Source organism: Pseudoruegeria aquimaris (genome assembly GCF_900172235.1).
GTDB lineage: Bacteria > Pseudomonadota > Alphaproteobacteria > Rhodobacterales > Rhodobacteraceae > Pseudoruegeria > Pseudoruegeria aquimaris.
Genome location: NZ_FWFQ01000009.1, coordinates 1 through 17,635 on the forward strand (window position 1 = coordinate 1; position 17,635 = coordinate 17,635).

At 66.5% G+C, this 17,635-nt stretch carries 17 protein-coding genes and 1 pseudogene; 9 read left to right on the forward strand and 9 right to left on the reverse strand.

Annotated elements, in window-relative coordinates; all coding sequences use genetic code 11:
• The 5 genes and pseudogenes from PSA7680_RS19200 to PSA7680_RS07700 form a co-directional block, all read left to right on the forward strand.
• Nucleotides 1-1,471 (forward strand): annotated as a pseudogene (locus PSA7680_RS19200) (AIR synthase-related protein); the annotation flags it as partial.
• Nucleotides 1,452-2,009 carry a hypothetical protein gene (locus PSA7680_RS07685; RefSeq protein WP_085868097.1) on the forward strand — a complete coding sequence of 186 codons (558 nt, stop codon included), beginning with the start codon at nt 1,452-1,454 and terminating at the stop codon, nt 2,007-2,009. The pseudogene PSA7680_RS19200 and the gene PSA7680_RS07685, both read left to right, overlap by 20 nt.
• Nucleotides 2,010-2,038: 29 nt before the next feature.
• Entirely contained in the window at nt 2,039-2,281 is a 243-nt protein-coding gene (locus PSA7680_RS07690) for a BolA/IbaG family iron-sulfur metabolism protein (protein WP_085868098.1), read from the forward strand.
• Between the two features lie 25 nt (nt 2,282-2,306).
• Nucleotides 2,307-2,669: a Grx4 family monothiol glutaredoxin gene (grxD, locus tag PSA7680_RS07695; protein ID WP_085868099.1), complete on the forward strand. Its 363-nt coding sequence runs from the start codon at nt 2,307-2,309 to the stop codon at nt 2,667-2,669.
• 292 nt (nt 2,670-2,961) lie between these two features.
• The gene (locus PSA7680_RS07700) at nt 2,962-3,309 is read left to right on the forward strand and encodes a DUF6693 family protein (protein ID WP_245824522.1); all 348 of its coding nucleotides are present in this window, start codon (nt 2,962-2,964) and stop codon (nt 3,307-3,309) included.
• 9 nt (nt 3,310-3,318) lie between these two features.
• Here PSA7680_RS07700 and PSA7680_RS07705 read toward each other — a convergent pair whose 3' ends face one another.
• The 4 genes from PSA7680_RS07705 to PSA7680_RS07720 form a co-directional block, all read right to left on the reverse strand.
• Entirely contained in the window at nt 3,319-4,284 is a 966-nt protein-coding gene (locus tag PSA7680_RS07705) for a Gfo/Idh/MocA family protein (RefSeq protein ID WP_085868100.1), read from the reverse strand.
• 57 nt (nt 4,285-4,341) lie between these two features.
• Entirely contained in the window at nt 4,342-5,238 is an 897-nt protein-coding gene (rpoH, locus tag PSA7680_RS07710) for an RNA polymerase sigma factor RpoH (protein WP_085868101.1), read from the reverse strand.
• Between the two features lie 212 nt (nt 5,239-5,450).
• Entirely contained in the window at nt 5,451-6,896 is a 1,446-nt protein-coding gene (gene cls, locus PSA7680_RS07715; RefSeq protein WP_085868102.1) for a cardiolipin synthase, read from the reverse strand.
• 39 nt (nt 6,897-6,935) lie between these two features.
• Complete coding sequence (locus tag PSA7680_RS07720; protein WP_085868103.1) at nt 6,936-7,982, reverse strand: RluA family pseudouridine synthase; 1,047 nt, start codon at nt 7,980-7,982, stop codon at nt 6,936-6,938.
• Here PSA7680_RS07720 and PSA7680_RS07725 point away from each other — a divergent pair.
• Nucleotides 7,981-8,298 carry a DUF6476 family protein gene (locus PSA7680_RS07725; RefSeq protein ID WP_085868104.1) on the forward strand — a complete coding sequence of 106 codons (318 nt, stop codon included), beginning with the start codon at nt 7,981-7,983 and terminating at the stop codon, nt 8,296-8,298. The two genes, PSA7680_RS07720 and PSA7680_RS07725, sit on opposite strands and share 2 nt — an antisense overlap.
• Before the next feature lie 94 nt (nt 8,299-8,392).
• On the opposite strand, the gene PSA7680_RS07730 is transcribed toward PSA7680_RS07725, so the two are convergent.
• The 5 genes from PSA7680_RS07730 to PSA7680_RS07750 all read right to left on the reverse strand — a co-directional run bounded on the left by PSA7680_RS07730 (nt 8,393) and on the right by PSA7680_RS07750 (nt 14,923).
• Complete coding sequence (locus tag PSA7680_RS07730) at nt 8,393-9,940, reverse strand: phospholipase D-like domain-containing protein (protein WP_085868105.1); 1,548 nt, start codon at nt 9,938-9,940, stop codon at nt 8,393-8,395.
• A gap of 60 nt (nt 9,941-10,000) precedes the next feature.
• Nucleotides 10,001-11,599, reverse strand: a complete 1,599-nt coding sequence (locus tag PSA7680_RS07735) for a glycoside hydrolase family 43 protein (protein ID WP_085868106.1) — start codon at nt 11,597-11,599, stop codon at nt 10,001-10,003.
• A 942-nt stretch (nt 11,600-12,541) separates the two neighbouring features.
• The gene (locus tag PSA7680_RS07740) at nt 12,542-12,985 is read right to left on the reverse strand and encodes a MarR family winged helix-turn-helix transcriptional regulator (RefSeq protein ID WP_085868107.1); all 444 of its coding nucleotides are present in this window, start codon (nt 12,983-12,985) and stop codon (nt 12,542-12,544) included.
• A gap of 102 nt (nt 12,986-13,087) precedes the next feature.
• Entirely contained in the window at nt 13,088-14,212 is a 1,125-nt protein-coding gene (locus tag PSA7680_RS07745) for a Gfo/Idh/MocA family protein (protein ID WP_085868108.1), read from the reverse strand.
• Nucleotides 14,213-14,221: 9 nt separating this feature from the next.
• Entirely contained in the window at nt 14,222-14,923 is a 702-nt protein-coding gene (locus tag PSA7680_RS07750) for a GntR family transcriptional regulator (protein ID WP_085868109.1), read from the reverse strand.
• 102 nt (nt 14,924-15,025) lie between these two features.
• Between PSA7680_RS07750 and PSA7680_RS07755 the strand changes: the two genes are divergently transcribed.
• Genes PSA7680_RS07755 through PSA7680_RS07765 form a run of 3 tightly spaced genes read left to right on the forward strand, consistent with a single transcriptional unit; the run spans nt 15,026 to nt 17,597 of the window.
• Complete coding sequence (locus tag PSA7680_RS07755; RefSeq protein ID WP_085868110.1) at nt 15,026-16,183, forward strand: LLM class flavin-dependent oxidoreductase; 1,158 nt, start codon at nt 15,026-15,028, stop codon at nt 16,181-16,183.
• Nucleotides 16,183-17,076, forward strand: a complete 894-nt coding sequence (locus PSA7680_RS07760; RefSeq protein WP_085868111.1) for an aldo/keto reductase — start codon at nt 16,183-16,185, stop codon at nt 17,074-17,076. The genes PSA7680_RS07755 and PSA7680_RS07760 overlap by 1 nt, the downstream gene beginning before the upstream one ends.
• Nucleotides 17,076-17,597 (forward strand): flavin reductase family protein, encoded by a 522-nt coding sequence (locus PSA7680_RS07765; protein ID WP_085868112.1) that lies wholly within the window; start codon nt 17,076-17,078, stop codon nt 17,595-17,597. The genes PSA7680_RS07760 and PSA7680_RS07765 overlap by 1 nt, the downstream gene beginning before the upstream one ends.
• Nucleotides 17,598-17,635: the final 38 nt, after the last annotated feature.

Genomic DNA, 17,635 nt, shown 5'->3' on the forward strand with positions numbered 1-17,635 from the left:
CGCACATACGCGCCCCATGTTGTCTGTGGTCGACCCCCTGCACGCGGACCTCCTGACCGCAGCCGCTCTCCACATTCTGCAACCCGGACCCGTTCTCCCGTGCCAGGACCGGGCCGCTGCCACCCTCACCTTCCCCGCCGTGGATATGGGCGGCTAGGGCAAGTTTGGCTTCCGCCTCCACCTTGCGCTCTTGCTTTTTTTTTTCAAGCAGAAGACGGCATACGAGATGATGCTCTCGGAAAGCCAGGAGCGCATGCTCATGGTGCTCAAGCCCGAGAAAGAGGCCGAGGCCCGCGCCGTCTTCGAGAAATGGGATCTGGATTTCGCCATCGTCGGCGAGACCATCGCCGAGGACCGCTTCCTGATCGAGCACAACGGCGAGGTGAAGGCCGATCTGCCGCTCTCCAAGCTCTCCTCCACCGCACCCGAATACGATCGCCCCTGGGTGCCCACCCCTCCTGCCGCGCCGCTGGGCGACGTGCCCGAGGTCAACCCGGTAGACGGGCTCAAGGCGCTGATCTCCTCTCCAAACTACGCCGGCAAGCAATGGGTCTACGAGCAGTATGACACCATGGTCATGGCCGATACCGCCCGCACCCCCGGCCTCGGCGCCGGCATCGTGCGCGTGCACGGCTCCGGCAAGGCGCTGGCCTTCACCTCCGACGTGACGCCGCGCTACGTGAAGGCCAACCCCACCGAGGGCGGCAAGCAGGCGGTGGCCGAAGCCTACCGCAACCTCACCGCCGTGGGCGCCAAGCCGCTGGCCACCACCGACAACCTCAACTTCGGCAACCCCGAGAAACCCGAGATCATGGGCCAGTTCGTGGGCGCGATCAAAGGCATCGGTGAAGCCTGCGCCGCGCTCGACATGCCGATCGTGTCCGGCAACGTCTCGCTCTACAACGAAACCGACGGCTCCGCGATCCTGCCCACCCCCACCATCGGCGCGGTGGGGCTGATCGCCGATATCGACGAGGCCATCACCGGGCAGGTCCGCGAGGGCCACGTGGCGCTGGTGCTGGGGGCAACGGAGGGCCACCTGGGCCAGTCCGCGCTGCTGGCCGAGGTGTTCAACCGCGAAGAGGGCGATGCCCCGGCGGTGGATCTGGCCAAGGAGCGCGCCCATGGCGAATTCATCCGCGCCAATGCCGCGCTCATCACCGCCTGCACCGATCTCTCCGACGGCGGGTTGGCGCTGGCCGCCTTCGAACTGGCCGAGGCCGCCGGCGTGGGCGTCACGCTCGACTCCGGAGACACTCCGTTCCTCTTTGGCGAGGATCAGGGCCGCTACCTGATCGCCTGCAACTTCGACCAGGCCGAGGCGCTGATGGCGGCCGCGGGCCAGGCCGGGCTGCACATGGAAACCGTGGGCCGTTTCGGTGGCGACGAGGTGAGCTTCGGCGGCACCTCCGCGCCGCTGGCCGATCTGGCAACGATCTATCGGACGAGCTTTGCCGAGGCCGTCGCCTGATCCCGCGTTCACGGCGGAGTGCGGCCGCTGCGCCGCGCTCTGCTGCCTTGCGCTGCATTTCGATGCCGGGGCGCGCTTCGGCATCTCCAAGCCCGCCGGCACCCCCTGCCCCAACCTCGCGGGCCATCTCTGCTCCATCCACGACACCCTCTCCGAGGCCGGCTTCCCCGGCTGCGTCGCCTATGATTGCGCCGGCGCGGGCCAGCGGGTCACGCAGGAGCTTTTCGCCGGCGCCAGCTGGCGTGACGATCCCGCGCTCGCCGGGCCGATGATGGAGGGCTTCCGCCTGATGCGCCGGCTCCAGGAGGCGCTGCAACTGCTCGGCCTCGCCCGCAATCTGCCGATCGGTGCGCCATCGCGCGCCCGGCTGGATGCCCTCGCCGCTGCGCTGGCCGCGCCGCCCGAGGGCTGGACGCTCGCCACCCTGCACGATCTGGAGGCGGAAGGCCGGCTCGATGCCGTCGGCGCCTTTCTCAAATCGCTGCGAAACGAACTTGCCGCGCCGGGCTCCCTTGCAGAGCCCCGCACACAGGACTAGGTTCGCCCCAAGAGGAAAGGAACCCACCGATGGCCATGCAGGCAGATGAGATCGAATCTCTGATCCGCGCCGCCTTCCCGGCAGCGAAAATCACCATCACCGACCTCGCCGGCGACGGCAATCACTACGCCGCCGAGGTGATCGACGAAAGCTTCCGCGGCCAGAACCGCGTGCAGCAGCAGCGCGCCGTCTACGCCGCCCTGAAGGGCAAGATGGACGGCAGCCACGGCGAATTGCACGCACTGGCGCTCACCACCAAAGCACCGGACTGAGAGCCGCAGAAAAAGGATAGACGCAATGTCTGACGCACAGACCCAGATCGACGAAACCGTGAAGGCCCACGACGTGGTGCTCTTCATGAAGGGCACCAAATCCATGCCGCAATGCGGCTTCTCCTCGCGCGTGGCCGGCGTGCTGAACTACATGGGCGTGGAGTACACCGATGTAAACGTGCTGGCCGACGAGGCCATCCGCTCGGGCATCAAGGAATACTCCGACTGGCCGACGATCCCGCAGCTCTACGTGAAGGGCGAATTCATCGGCGGCTGCGACATCGTCACCGAGATGACGCTTTCCGGCGAACTGGATGCGCTGTTCGAAAAGAACGGCGTGGCCTACTCCAAGGAAGCCGCCGACAAGATCCGCGAAGCCAACGCCTGATCCGGCTGGCCTGAGCCTTTTCCGACGAGCCCCGTGCCCTGTGCGCGGGGCTTTTCTTTTTTCGCGCAGGATCTCCCCCGCTTGCGGTGAAACGCACGGCGGCGCGCCGGGCAGCGCCCGCTCCGCCCCAAGGGCGGGCGCTTCGCTTCCGCCCCGGTTCGGGCGCTGCCCTTCGCTCTCCTGTTGGAGCCGACACAGGGCCAAACCGGCAGAAAATGACGAAAGACAGCTTGCACACCAAGCCCGTCCCGCGTTCAACTCGGGCAAAACCGTTTCTGCCAGGAATTGCCCGATGCCCACCATTCTTCACAATGCCTTCCGCCTGCAATGCGATTTCTCCGTCGTCGATGCGATCCTGAACGCGATCCTCTGGTTCGTGCTCACCATCGTCACGCTGGGGCTCGCCGCCTTTCTCTTTCCCTTCTACCTGCCGAAAGTGGTGCTGAACAAAACGCAGGTGATCGATCTGGACGGCAACCGCGTCGGCCAGATGGTCTGCGACATCTCGCTGAGGAGCGTGATCGTCTCGGCGCTGATCTGGTGGCTGCTGACGATCGTGACCTTCGGCCTCGCCTATTTCGTCTACATCTACCGCGTCTACCGGATCATCCTGAACGAAACCCGGCTGCAGTTCGACTGAGCCCCCGCCCTACTCCGCGGCGAAGATCATGTCGATCATCGCCTGGGTGCCGCGCGAAAACTCCAGCGGGCACGGATAGGCCGCGCCTTCGCGCAGGCTGCGGCCGAAATTCTCCACCTGAAGCACGTAGTGGTTCAGGCCCGGAAAGCGCTCGATGCGTTTGGCCATGCCGGGCTGGTCCACCACGATTTCGGCCTGGGAATAGACATTGGCGTTGAAGGGCGCCGTGAGCCGCACGATGCCTTCCGTGCCGTGGAAGGTCATCTCCTGCCGCGGGAACATCCGCATCGACACCGTGGCCGCATAGGTGAACGACGGAAACTGCGCCTGCACGTGGCTCACCACGTCCACGCCGTTTTCCCGCGTGATCTGCGCGGTGACGCGCTCCGGCTCCTGCCCCGTCACGAAGCGGGCGGACCCGTAGGTATAGACGCCGATGTCGGGGATGGCGCCACCGCCGGTTTCGGGGCGGTTGCGGATGTTGGCGGTGTCGGCGCGATTGTCGTAGGTGAAGAAGCCGTCCACGTGCATCAGCTCGCCGATGGCGCCGGTCTGCACCAGTTCGCGGGCGCGCTGCCACTGCGGGTGGTGCACGATCATGTAGGCTTCGGCCACCAAAAGGCCCGAAGCATCGCGCAGGGCGATCAGTTCGTCGATCTCTTCGGCCTTCATCGCGATGGGCTTTTCGCAGAGCACATGCTTGCCCGCCGCCACCGCCTTCTTGACCCATTCCACGTGCAGATGGTTGGGCAGCGGGATGTAGACGGCATCGATCCCCGGGTCCGCCAGCAGATCGTCGTAGGAGAGATGCACCTTAAGATCGGGGCAGAACGCCTTGAAACCGCTGGCTTTATCTTCAGATGAAGTGGCCAGCGCCGCCAGCCGCGCGCCCTTGGCGGCATGGATCGCCGGCCCCATGTGCTCGCGCGCGAATTTCGCCGCGCCCAGAATGCCCCAGTTCACAACAGCCTGCATGAAAATAGCCTCCCTGATTTCGCAGGGAGGCTACCATCCAGCGGCTCACGCGCAAGATCAGACAGGCGTGAGCATGCCCTTTTCCCGCGCGAGATCGCGCATTTTCTTCTGCAGCTTCTCGAAGGCCCGCACCTCGATCTGGCGGATGCGCTCGCGGCTCACGCCGTATTGGCCCGACAGCTCTTCCAGCGTCACCGGCTGATCCTGAAGGCGGCGCTGCATCAGGATGTCCTTCTCGCGCTCGTTCAGCACTTCCATGGCCTCGGCCAGAAGCTCCCGACGGCCCTCGAGCTCGTCCTTTTCCTCGTAGGCGGTGGCCTGGTCGGCGTCTTCGTCCTCCAGCCAGTCCTGCCACTCGGTGGCGCCGTCGCCATCGGAGCCGATCATCGCGTTCAGCGAGGCATCCCCGCCCGACATCCGCCGGTTCATGGAGATCACCTCATCCTCGGTGACGTTCAGATCCTCGGCGATCTTCTTGACGTTCTCCGGGCGCAGGTCGCCGTCCTCCAGCGCGCCGATGCGGGATTTCGCCTTGCGCAGGTTGAAGAACAGCTTCTTCTGGGCGCTCGTGGTGCCCAGCTTCACCAGCGACCAGCTGCGCAGGATGTATTCCTGGATGCTGGCACGGATCCACCACATGGCGTAGGTCGCCAGCCGGAAACCCTTTTCAGGGTCGAACCGCTTCACCGCCTGCATCAGGCCCACGTTGGCCTCCGAGATCACCTCGGCCTGCGGCAGGCCGTAGCCCCGGTAGCCCATGGCGATCTTGGCGGCGAGCCGCAGGTGGCTCGTCACCATCTTGTGGGCGGCCTCGGTATCGCCGCGCTCCACCCAGGCCTTCGCCAGCATGTATTCCTCTTCCGGCTCCAGCATGGGGAACTTGCGGATTTCCTGGAGGTAACGGTTGAGGCCCTGCTCAGGCGACGGTGCGGGAAGATTGGCGTAATTGCTCATCAGTGCTCCCCCTTTCTTGTCCCAATGTTTATTCAGTTAACATGCCAGATAGGCACCCGCGCGATCCAGTTCAAGGCCACGGCGGGCGCGGGCGCCGCTGCCTTCATGTGTTGTTACGCAGGATGGAGGGTTTTCCGGCGGCCCACCAGCCCCCTTCGCCCCGCGTTTCAGCCACATCACGCGCTGTTGAGCGCAGAAGGCCCGCCGCCGCGCTACAGGAGCGGGCCCATGGTGGCGAAGGTGTTGTTGAGCAGCTTGCGGTAGAGTGGCCAGGCCTCGACCTCCGCCAGCGTCACCTGATCGCTGTCGCGCAGGTATTCCGCCTGCCGCGCGTCGATCTCGCCGGCAAGGCCGCGGTCGCTGGCGAGGATGCAGTTTTCGAAGTTGATGTCGAAGCTGCGCCTGTCGAGGTTGGCGGAGCCGAAGAGCACCGCCTCGCCGTCCACCGTGAGCAGCTTGGAGTGCAGCAGGCCCGGCCGGTATTCGTAGATCTCCACCCCGCAGCGCAGCAGAGAGAGGTAGTAGCTGTGGCTGGCCATGCGCACGAGGGCGGAATCGTTGTTCTTCGGCACGATCAGCCGCACCTTCACCCCCCGCATCGCCGCCGAGCAGAGCCGCCCGTTCAGCGCCTCGCTGGGCACGTAGTAGGGCGTGGTGACCGTCACCACCTCCTGCGCGCTGGCCACGAGATTCTGGAAGATGTCGGGCACCGCCTGGAAGCTTTCGGTGGGGCCGGTGCCGATCGCGATGGCCGGGAAACCGCCCTCGGTGTAGGGCATGGGATCGTCCAGCAGATGGGTGATGGATTCACCGGTATGGCTTTCCCAGTCGCCGGCGAAGATCACCTGGTTCTGCCAGACCACGGGGCCGGTGAGCCGCACCATGATGTCCACCCAGGGGGCGAATTTCGGCTTCACGCGGAACTCCGGATCGGCGCAGTTCTGGCTGCCGCAGTAGGTGATCCGGTTGTCGATCACCGCGATCTTGCGGTGGTTGCGGATGTCCATGCGCTTGAACAGAAGGTGGATCCAGGCCTGCCGCAGCGAGAAGGCCACGCCGCATTTCACCCCGGCCGCCCGCATCACCTCCCAGTGGTCGGAAGCCAGCAATGCGCGCGAGCCCATGCCGTCCACCATCACCCGCACCGTGACGCCCCGCGCCGCCGCCTTGGCGCAGGCATCCACCACGCGCAGCCCGTTGGTGTCGGTCAGCCAGATGTAGAACAGCAGGTGGACGTGATCCTTCGCGGCGTGGATGTCGGCCACGAGCCGCTCGATGGCGTCATTGGAATCACCGGTCAGTTCGGCGGTGTTGCCGCCGCAGGGCCGGAAGCCGTTCACCGAGGCGGCCCGGGCGAAGGCCTGTCGGTGCAGGATCGGGATGTCGGGCGGGGGCAGCGGCGGCTGGCCCGGGGGCGTCTTGGGCAGGGCGGCAAGGATGCTCTGCATCCGCGCCACGTCCTTGCGGCCGAAGCTGACCTCGCCGAAGAAGAAATAGAGCACGATCCCCAGCCAGGGGATGGCCATGATGCAGACGATCCAGGCCAGCCGCGCGGTGGGCGAGCGGTTTTCGCGCAGCAGCACCCGCAGCACCGTCAGGAGCTGGATGCCGTAGCTGATCAGCCACCATGTCTCGACTTCGAAATAGAGCACCAGCACCCTCCCCGCCTTTGTCAGGCAGAGTGTTTCCGCCTCGCGTCAGCCTGCGGCGGGGGCGCGAAGTTTGTCAACAAGCTCAACCATATCCGCCGGCAGCGGCGCGGCGAAGCGCAGGGCCTCCCCGCTGACCGGGTGGATGAAGCCCAGCGTCGCGGCGTGCAGCGCCTGGCGGGGAAATTCCCGCACCGCCGCGATGGCGGCGGGTGGAAGTGCCTTGGCGTTGAGCTTGCGCTTTCCACCGTAGGTGGGATCGCCGATCAGCCCGTGGCCGGCATGGGCCATGTGCACCCGGATCTGGTGGGTGCGCCCGGTCTCCAGCCAGCATTCCATCAGCGCGGCCACGCCCGGCGTTCCGAAGCTTTCGAGGATGCGCGCGCGGGTCACCGCATGGCGGCCGCCGGAAAAGCAGACGGCCTGTTTCTGGCGGTCCGTCTTGTGGCGCGCAAGCTGGGTGGTGACCTTCAGGATGTTGCCCGGCTCGAAGGAGACGCCCTTCACCCCGCGCAGGCGCGGATCGCTGGCATCGGGCACCCCGTAGACGATGGCGTTGTAGTGGCGCTCCACCGTGTGTTTCTCGAACTGTTCCGCCAGACCGTGGTGGGCGCGGTCGCTCTTGGCCACGACGAGCAGGCCGGAGGTTTCCTTGTCGATGCGGTGGACGATGCCGGGGCGCTTCATCCCACCGACGCCGGAGAGCGCATCGCCGCAATGGTGCAGCAGCGCGTTGACCAGCGTGCCCGAGGGCGTGCCCGGCGCCGGGTGCACCACCATGCCCACGGGCTTGTTGACCACGATCAGGTCGTCGTCCTCAAAGAGGATCTCGAGCGGGATCGGCTCGGGCAGGATGTGGCTCTCGGCGGCCTCGGCGATCCGGATCTCGATCTCGTCGCCTTCCGCCACCTTGGCGCGCGGGTCGGTGAGGGCCTCGCCGCCGCGGCGCACCTCGCCCGCCTCGATGAGCTTCGCCAGCCGCGAACGGCTCAGCGCCGCTTCCTCTGGCACGTCGCGCGAAAGCGCCTTATCAAGGCGGCGCGGCGGATCCGCGGCGATGGTGACGCGCAAGAGGCTGAAGGAAGGCTCGGACATGGAACAGGATACTCCGGGGCCGGAGGTGGATCCGGCGATGGTGCGGTTTCTGCGCGGGCTGGTGCTGGCGCTCACGCTGACGATGATCGCCGGCGTTGTAATCATCATCGCGCTGATTGTCATCCGCTTCCGCGAAGTGCGCCAGAGCCCGGACCTGCCCGCAAGCATCGCCCTGCCGCAGGGGGCCGAGGCCATCGCCTTCACCCAGGCGCCCGATTGGTACGCGGTGGTGACGAAGGATGACCGAATCCTGATCTACGACCGCCGCAGCGGCGCGCTGCGCCAGACCGTCACGCTGGAGGCCTCGGGCGAGTAGCCCCGCGCACCGCGGGAAAGGGGGCGCTGCCCCCGGCCCCGTGCGGGGCCTCCCCCGGGATATTTGCCGAACAAAGTGGGCCGCGGCCCCTCGCTCAGAGCTGCCCTTCCACCGGCAGGATGCGGGCCATGACGGCCACCATGCGCGCGAGCAGCCCCGCGCCGGGATCGCGGCCGTAGGCCTCCGAACGCCCGGCGCCGGTGTAGATCCAGCGCAGATCACCCGTATCCGTCAGGGTCAGGCGATAGGTGTAATCGGCGACGCCGGCATCGAAGTTCTCGGCCGCTTCCCGCCCCAGACCTTCGTCGGTGATGAAGACTCCCACCTCGGTGTTCAGTTTGATCGAGCGCGGATCGAAGTTGAGCGAGCCGACGAAGACGTGGCGCCGATCGATGACGGCGGCCTTGGTGTGCATGGTCAGGTGGATGTCGGAGCCCTCGGGCACGGTGCCGAGCACCTTGGGCACGTCATGGCGCACCTCGTAGAGTTCGACGCCGGCCTCCAGCAGGCGCTTTCGATAGGGATAGTAGCCGCCGTGGACGTAGGCGTGGTTGGTGGCGGCGAGCGAGTTGGTGACGATGCGCACGCGCACGCCCTTCTGGGCCAGTCGCCGGAAGAAATCGGCGCCGTAGGCCTGCGGCACGAAATAGGGCGTGTAGAGGATCACCTCCTCCTGCGCGCGCCCCATCAGGGCGAAGAGCGCATCGGCCGTGGCGCGTTCGCCTTCCGGCACGCGCACGCGCAGTTTCCGCGGCGAGTCGGTGACGACCTTCATGCCGCCGAATTCGAAGCGGCGCTCGCCGGTGCTCAACTCGCGCAGCAGCGGTGCGTTCATGGCCTTGCGGTAGATGCCTGCCTCCGCCTGGGCCGCGTTGGCGAGGAAGGCCTTGCGCACCTCGGCCAGTTCTTCCGGGCTTTCGCGCACGTTCAGCCGCGCCACCGGCACCGACCAGCGGTCGTTCCAGAACAGATCGAAGGCGTCCGAGATCTGCCGCACCCCCGGCCCGGCGAGCATCATGTCGAAATCGGCGAACTCCGAGGAGGTGTCGAGCTGGTAGTATTCATCGGCGATGTTGCGACCGCCGACGATGGCGGCGGCGCCGTCGGCGATGAAGAGCTTGTTGTGCATCCGCCGGTTCACGCGGGCGAAATCGAGCAGGTAGTTCACCGCCGTCGGCAGGCTGCGCGCCAACGGGTTGAAGATGCGCACCTCGACGTTGGGGTGGTTGTCGAGCACCGCGAGTTCGCTGTCCCGCGTCGTGGTGAAGACGTCATCCAGCAGCAGGCGCACCTTGACGCCGCGGTCGGCGGCGTCCAGCAGCATCGCCCCGATCAGTGCACCGGCGTGATCGGGCTTGGCGAGGAAATACTGAAGATCCAGCGTCTGCGTCGCGGTTTCGATCAGGCGCAGGCGGGCGGCCAGCGCATCGTTGCCGTCAGGCAGTTGCAGGAAGGCCGTCTGCCCCGGCGCGCGGCGGTGGACCTCCCGCGAGAGCGCGGCCAACTCACCTGTCTTCGCCGGCGGCGCGGCGCGGGTGACCGGCGGCTGCGGATCGAAGGGCACCGGCGCGCAGGCCGAGAGCCCCACGGCCAGGGCCATCACCGCGCCGCGCAGGCGCCACCCCGTCATTTTCGTCAACATCTTCTGCCCCTGCCCTGTTTTGCCACAGGATAAGGGAAGGGCGCGGGCGGACTCAAGCACTCATGGCGCGGTGCCATCGCCGCAGCGGTAGCGGAAATCCCGGAAATCCGCCGGCGTGGCGCGCCCGGAAAGATCCTGTGCCGCCATGCCGAGGAACGTGCCGGTGAAACTGGCGTGCTCGCCGCGGCCGCCTTCATCCGACAGCACCCCGGCGTCCAGTTCCGGGCCGATCGGCTGCCACGCGGCGCCGGGGCTTCGGAAACGGAATTGCAGGGTGGCGCCGGCGATGTCGAGGCCCAGCTCCAGCGGACCGTCCGGGGCCGGCACGCCGTCGCCCAGCGGGAAGATGAGCGCGGCCTCGGGCCAGTCGCCCGCGCAGGACTGGATCATCAGCACCCGCGCGCCGTCATCGCCGCGCGTGAGGCAGAGGTAGTGGAACTTGTGGCGGTTGTAGTAGGCGGTGAGCCCGGCCTGGGCCTGGAAATCCGGCGGATCGAAGGCGAGCGTCACCTCGGCGCTGCACTGCGCCTCCGTCTGGCGCCGGGCCACCAGCGCCTGCTCGAACCAGCTTCCGATGCTCTCGCGCCCGAACAGGCGCAGCCAGCCGGGGCGGGCATCGAAGGAGAACAGCCGCTCGGGAAACGGGCTGCGCAGCCACTGGAAATCCAGCGGCAGCGGCCCGCTTGCAAGCGGGGTGTGGGCGACTTCGCGGCGTGGCGCGCCCGTGCCGGCCGGCGCCATGCCCCCGCCCTTCCTGTAGAGCCAGCCGTCGCTGCGCCATTCCACCTCTTCGATGCCGGTCTCGCGCCCCATCTGGCACTGGTTGCGCCCCGGCAAGGGGCGCCCGCAGAGGAAGGTGTGGAACCAGCGGCCGTCCGGCGTGTCCACGAGCTGGCCGTGGCCGACGCGTTGCAGCGCGTTGTCCGGCGCGTGGCGGGCGGTCAGCACATGGGCTTCGGGGTGCAGCTCGTAGGGGCCCGTCAGCGCCTCGGACCGGGCGTAGGTGACGGCGTGTTCATAGCCGGTGCCGCCTTCCGCGGTGCAGAGGTAGTAGCGCCCTCCGTGCCGCAGCAGGTGGGGGCCTTCGGTCATGCCGAGCGGGCTGCCCGTGAAGATCTCGTGGATGTCGCCGATGAGCCGCCGGGCCTGCGGATCGTATTCCTGCGCGATGATGCCGCCGAACAGCCCGCGCGGCGGATCGCGGCGGGGCTGCGTGCCGCGATGATCCCAGACCATGTTGAGCAGCCACTTGCGCCCGTCTTCATCGTGGAAGAGCGAGGGATCGAAGCCCGAGGAATTGAGATAGACCGGATCCGACCACGGCCCCTCGATCGACGGGGCGGTGACGAGATAGTTGTGGGCGTCCTTGTAGTTGCCGTCGATGCGCTTCACGTCGGTGTAGACCAGCCAGAACAGCCCGTCGGCCCAGGAGAGGCAGGGCGCCCAGATGCCGCCGGAATCCGGGTTGCCCCGCATGTCGAGCTGGCTGGCGCGATCCAGCGGCATCGCCGCGATCTCCCAGTTTTCCAGATCGCGCGAACGATGGATGCGCACGCCCGGATACCATTCGAAGGTGGAGGTGGCGATGTAGTAGGTATCGCCGGCCCGGCAGATGGAAGGATCGGGGTTGAACCCCCGCAGGATCGGGTTCTCTGCCATGGTGCGCGCCCTCCTCTTGCGCCGCGCGGCCGCTGGGATCGACTCGCGCTGGTGACCTGAACCCTGATGTAAACGATTACATCGCGCCGCGAAAGATTTTTCGCATTTTTGTCTTCCGGCCCATTGAAGGCCGCCGGGGGGCTTCCCATATCTGCTTCGTCAACAAGAGGTGATGAACCAGAAACCTCCTCCCTCACCTGGTTCACCCGGTCGCCTTGGTAACGATCGCCGCTTCCGCGTTGCCCTCTGATGGAGGCGCGATCACCTGTAACGAGTGACGTGTTGGCACCTCACCGGTGCGGAGGCCTGTCCCTGTCTCCGCACCGGTCTACTTCCCCGAACTTTCGGCATGCGAACAGAACACCCCTCCGCCCTGCATCACTGTCAGATATGTCACTCACTCGCGGCGGTTGCCCCCCCCGAATCTCCCCGCCGAGGTTCGGGGGTTTTCGCGTTTTGGGCTGCGCGTTTCGGCCAAGTGCAGACAGCAAAAACTTTCCGCGCGCGATGTTTTTTTCGTAAATCCGGGTTGATATTAAAACGAGCCCCCCCCATATCTGTTCTGTCAGACACAGAGATCCGCAACCCACCGTTTTCTTTCGTTTTCCCAGGGTTGGTGATCTTCCGGCGGATGGCGGCCACGGCGGTTTACCTGTTTCCCGCCCACGCCACGGAAGGCCGTTCGCCGGAGCTGACCCGACCAAGTGATGATCTCGCCCGGGCGGTCCTGGGGAAAGGCCGGGAGACCGGTGCTTTTGATTGCCTGTGGCATGCTGGTCATCGCTTGCACGCCTGCGCGCCCGGATGGGGATCAGGGCGCATGGGCCAAGCCGCATCCGGCCAGCCTGTGCCGGGTGCGGCTTTCTTTCGTTCGGAAGGGTCCTTCCCCGAACGCCACCGAACGCCCTCGATCGCCCCCGATCGCCACCGCGGCGGCGGGTATCAGAACTCGCGGGCGATCTTTTCCAGCGTGGCCCGCAGGTCTTCCAGTTTCTCGCGCCCGATGATCTCGGCGATGCGCTCTTCGGCGGCCATGAAGCTGCGCGAATGCTTGGTGCGCAGCTCGTGGCCCAGTTTGCTCATCCGTGCCACCTTGTCGCGCTTGGAGCCCTCCACGAAATCGAACTCGATGAGCCCTTTTTCGAGCAGGCGCTGCACCGAGCTGTGGGCGGCCTGGCGTGAAATGCCCTGCGCCTCGGAGAGATCGTTGAGCGTGCGCGGCCGGCGCACGATGTGCTGGAGCGTGCGGATGTCGGAGGGGCGCACGGCCATGGAGCCCTCCTTGTCGCGGATCTGCTGCGCCAGCGTGTCCATGTGTTCCACGACGTCCTGCACGAGGCCGCGAATGGTGTTGAGTGGCGGGTCGATCTTGATTTCGTCAGTCATGGTTGCCGCTAGCCCGAAAACGGCACGCCGCGCAAGATCACGCGGCGTGCTTCCTTCGCGAACGTGTGCATTGTGCAACGGCGCTCCGCCCGGCGGCCTGCCTCAACAGGCCTGCGCCAGCCCGGCGGTCACCGCCGAAAGCTGGACGGCCTGCCCCGTGCGCGCGCTTTCCTGCGCCGCCAGCCCCATGGCCACCGCCATCGCGCCGTCCTGAAGCGTGACCTCCGGCGCCGCCTGCCCGCGCACCACGGCGTGGAACTTCTGATGCTGGTAGTAGGTAGAGCCGTTGTGATCCCCGGCGTCGAGAATCGTCGGATCCACCGGGATGTCCAGCACCCGCGGGCCCTTGGGGTGGCGCGGGCTGACGATCACCTGCGGCACCGGCGGCTCCCCCAGATCCTTCGGCCAGAAGCGCCCCGGCCCCGGCACGAGGCATTCGATCTTGCCCGCCGGCCCCACGGCGGTGATCTCTTCCTGGTAGCGCGAGCCTTCGGCGAACATGCACAGCTCCAGCATGGCGCGGGCGCCGTTGGCGAAATCCACGATCACGTAGCCGTTGTCCCAGATGTCGGGGGCCGCGCCTTCGTAGGATTCGTCCTTGTGGTTCACGTCCTGCCCGGCCGAGGCCATCACCCGCACCGGCTCGCTCTGCAGCGCCAGGCGCATCAGGTCGAAGAAGTGGCAGCATTTCTCAACCAGAGTGCCGCCGGACTTGGCGTTGAACCGGTTCCAGGCGCCCACCTTGTGCAGGAAGGGGAAGCGGTGCTCGCGGATGGTGAGCATGCGAATGCCGCCCGTCACCGCCTCGGCGTCCTCCAGCAGCTTGGCCACCGGCGGCATGTAGCGGTATTCCATCGCCACCCAGACGGGCGCCGGGTAGGAGGCCATGAAGGCCGCTACGCGGGCGGCATCCTCGTTGGCGGTATAGAGCGGCTTCTCCACGAGGATCGGCAACGCGCGGGTGGCGGCGATCTCTTCGAGCTGTTCGACGTGCATGTAGTTCGGCGAGGCGATCAGCAGGCAGTCCAGCGCTTCGATGGACAGCAGCTCCGCGATGCTCTCGCAGAAGCGCACGCCGGGCACCAGCGCTTCGCATTCGGCGCGCATGCCCGGATCGGGCTCCACGATCGCCTCCACGCGTCCGCCCGGCAGCAACTGGATGTTGCGGATGTGCTCCTGCCCCATCATGCCGCAGCCGATGATTCCATAGCTGACTGTCTCTGTCATGGTCTTGTCCTATTTCAGGCGGGCGAAGTAGCGCGCCGTGTTGTGATCGAACCAGGTGCGGGAATATTCCACGCGCGTTTCATCCCGCGACCAGCTGATCCGTTCGATGAATCCCGCCGTCGCGCCCGGGGCCAGCCCGAAGCTCTCCGGTGCCCAGTCGGGCACCTCGCCCACGCCCACCTTGTCTTCGGCGCGGGCGATCCAGAGCCCGAGGCGAGTGCGGTAGTAGAGGTAGAGCGATTCCGACAGATCCTCCGGCGCGATGCGCCGGGCGTGGCTGCCGTCGAGCCAGATTTCTTCCACCGCCGCCGGCTGCCCGTTGAGCTTGCGCAGGCGGCGGATGCGGTGGCCCTCCTCGGAGGGGCCGAATCCGGGGAAATCGGCGGGCTTGGGCAGCCGCTCCACCGAGAGCACCTCGGCCGTGGGCAGCCCCCCGCCCTCTTTCAGTTCCAGCTTCAGGAAGGCATAGACGCTGATCGCCTCGTCCTTGGCGCGCACGTAGTTGCCGGAGCCCTGGACGCGATCCAGCATCCCCTTTTCGGTGAGATCGGCCAAGGCCTTGCGCAGCGTGCCCACCGAGGTGTTGAGCCTCTGCGCCATCTCCCGCTCCGGCGGCAGACGCTCGCCGTCACGCAGGCGGCCGGCCCTGATCTCCCGGATCAGAAGCTCGCTCAATTGCACGTAGAGCGGCAGCGCCGCCTGGCTTTTCATGTGGCAATCCCGTCGCGTCCGGAAAAAATTGATACACCATTGATCTACATCAAAGCGGGTGTTACGCAAGAACAAATTTCGAGGGTCCGCGGAGGAGTTCAGATGACCATCGTTCCCATCACATCCCCTGATCTAGACGCCGCGGAAGTCTCGTGGTTCTCGGCGCTCTGCTCCGATGACTACCAGTTCCTGGGCGTGCCCGACGGCGCGCTGCGCTCCTCCTGGGAGCATTGCTCCGCCATCGTGAAAGAGGCCGAATCGCAGGGCTTCCGCAACATCCTCTGCCCCTCGTCCTACCAGGTCGGGCAGGATACGCTCTCCTTCGTCGCGGGCTGCGCGCCGATCACCGAGAAGATCAACATGCTGGCCGCGGTGCGCTGCGGCGAGATGCAGCCGATCATGCTGGCCCGCACGCTGGCCACGCTCGATCACATGCTGAAGGGGCGGCTCACGGTCAACATCATCTCCTCCGATTTTCCCGGCGAGAAGGCCGACAGCGCCTACCGCTACCAGCGCTCGCGCGAAGTGGTGGAGATCCTCAAGCAGGCCTGGACGCAGGACGAGATCACCTACAAGGGCGAGGTCTACACCTTCGAGGGCCTCACCACCGATCCCGCCAAACCCTACCAGCAGAACGGCGGCCCCCTGCTCTACTTCGGCGGCTACTCCCCCGCCGCGCTCGACCTCTGTGCGCAGCACTGTGACGTCTATCTCATGTGGCCCGAAACCAAGGACGACCTTGCCGGCCGCATGAAGGCCGTGCACGAACGCGCCGCCGAATACGGCCGCACGCTCGATTACGGCCTGCGCGTCCATGTCATCGTGCGCGACACGGAGGCCGAGGCGCGGGAGTATGCGCAATACATCGTCTCCAAGCTCGACGACGAGCAGGGCCGCGCGATCCGCGAACGGGCGCTGGATTCGGGCTCGCTGGGCGTGTCCCACCAGGCCAAGAACCGCGAACTCGCCGACATGGAAGGCTTCATCGAGCCCCATCTCTGGACGGGCGTGGGCCGGGCGCGCTCGGGCTGCGGCGCGGCGCTCGTGGGCTCCACCGACCAGGTGCTGAGCGAATTGGAAAACTACCAGAAAATGGGCATCCGGGCCTTCATCCTCTCGGGCTATCCGCATATCGATGAGTGCAGGCACTTCGGCAGCCGCGTGCTGCCGCAGATGAAAACCTGCTCGCTGCCCGAAGCCTACGGGCGCGTGCCCAAAGAAACACCGATGACGCCGCTTGGCGCAGGAGTCCGCCGCTGATGAAACGCGCAACCCTTTCCGAAGGTCTCGAATTTTCCCGCATCGTCTACGGGATGTGGCGCCTTGCCGAGGCCGAGGATACCTCCCCGGCCCATGTGCAGGCCAAGATCGAAGCCTGCCTCGAACAGGGCATCACCACCTTCGACCAGGCCGACATCTACGGCGGCTACCAGTCCGAAGCGGTGATGGGCGAGGCCATGAAGCTGGCCCCCTCCCTGCGCGACCAGATGGAGATCGTGACGAAGTGCGACATCGTTCTGCCGATGGGGCCCTTCGCCCACAAGCCGGTGAAGATGTATGACACCAGCCGCGCCCACATCATCGGCTCGCTTGAGAACTCGCTGAAGGCGATGGCGATCGATCACGTGGACCTGCTGCTGATCCACCGCCCCGACCCCTTCATGGACCCGGCCGAGACAGGCGCCGCGCTCGATGAGGTCGTGGCCTCGGGCAAGGCCAGGGCCGTGGGCGTGTCCAACTTCAAGCTGCACGACTGGACGCTGCTGCAATCCAACATGGAAAACCGGCTCGTCACCAACCAGATCGAGATCAGCCTTCTGGCGCACGAGGCGCTCACCAACGGCGATCTCGCCTACCTGCAGGAGCGCAAGATCAAGCCGATGGCGTGGTCCCCGCTGGCGGGCGGCGCGCTGTTCGCGCCGGAAAATGCCAAGCTTTACAAGATGCTGGAAGAAACCGGCGCGCAGTTCGGCGTCGATGCCACCGCCGTGGCCGTGGCCTGGCTGCTGGCCCACCCCGCCGAGATCCTGCCCGTGCTGGGCACGAATAATCTGGACCGGGTGCGTGCCCTGGGCGATGCTCTGAAGGTGGAGATGACGCGCGAGCTCTGGTTCACGCTCTACACCGAAGCCCTCGGGGACGAGGTGCCCTGATGGCAGACGGAGGCCTGAGCCAGACCATGGAAAGCTTCACACCCGGCCCGGAGACCGCCAAAACGTTCCGCAACGCGCTCGGGCGCTTCGCCACCGGCGTGACCGTCGTCACCGCGCGCACGCCGCAGGGGCCGATCGGCATCACCGCCAACAGCTTCGCCTCGGTGTCGCTGGATCCGCCCCTGGTGCTGTGGTCGCCGGCGAAGGCCTCCAAGCGCTACGAGGCCTTCATCGCGGCCGAGGATTTCGCCATCCACGTGCTGGGCGAGGACCAGATGGAACTGTGCCAGACCTTCGCGCGCCCCGATCACAGCTTCGACGGGCTGGATTGGGCCGATTGCGCCGACGGCGTGCCGCTGCTTGCGGGCTGCCTGGCGCGTTTCGAATGCCGCAGGCATGCCGTGTTCGATGGCGGCGACCACTCGATCATCGTCGGACGCGTCAAGCGGGCGGCCCTGCGCGAGGGTGAACCGCTGCTGTTTTCCAGCGGCCAGTTCGGGCATTTCGCGCCCGGGCACTGAAAAGGAATTCCGCGGCCGGGCCAAAGGGCACCCGGCCG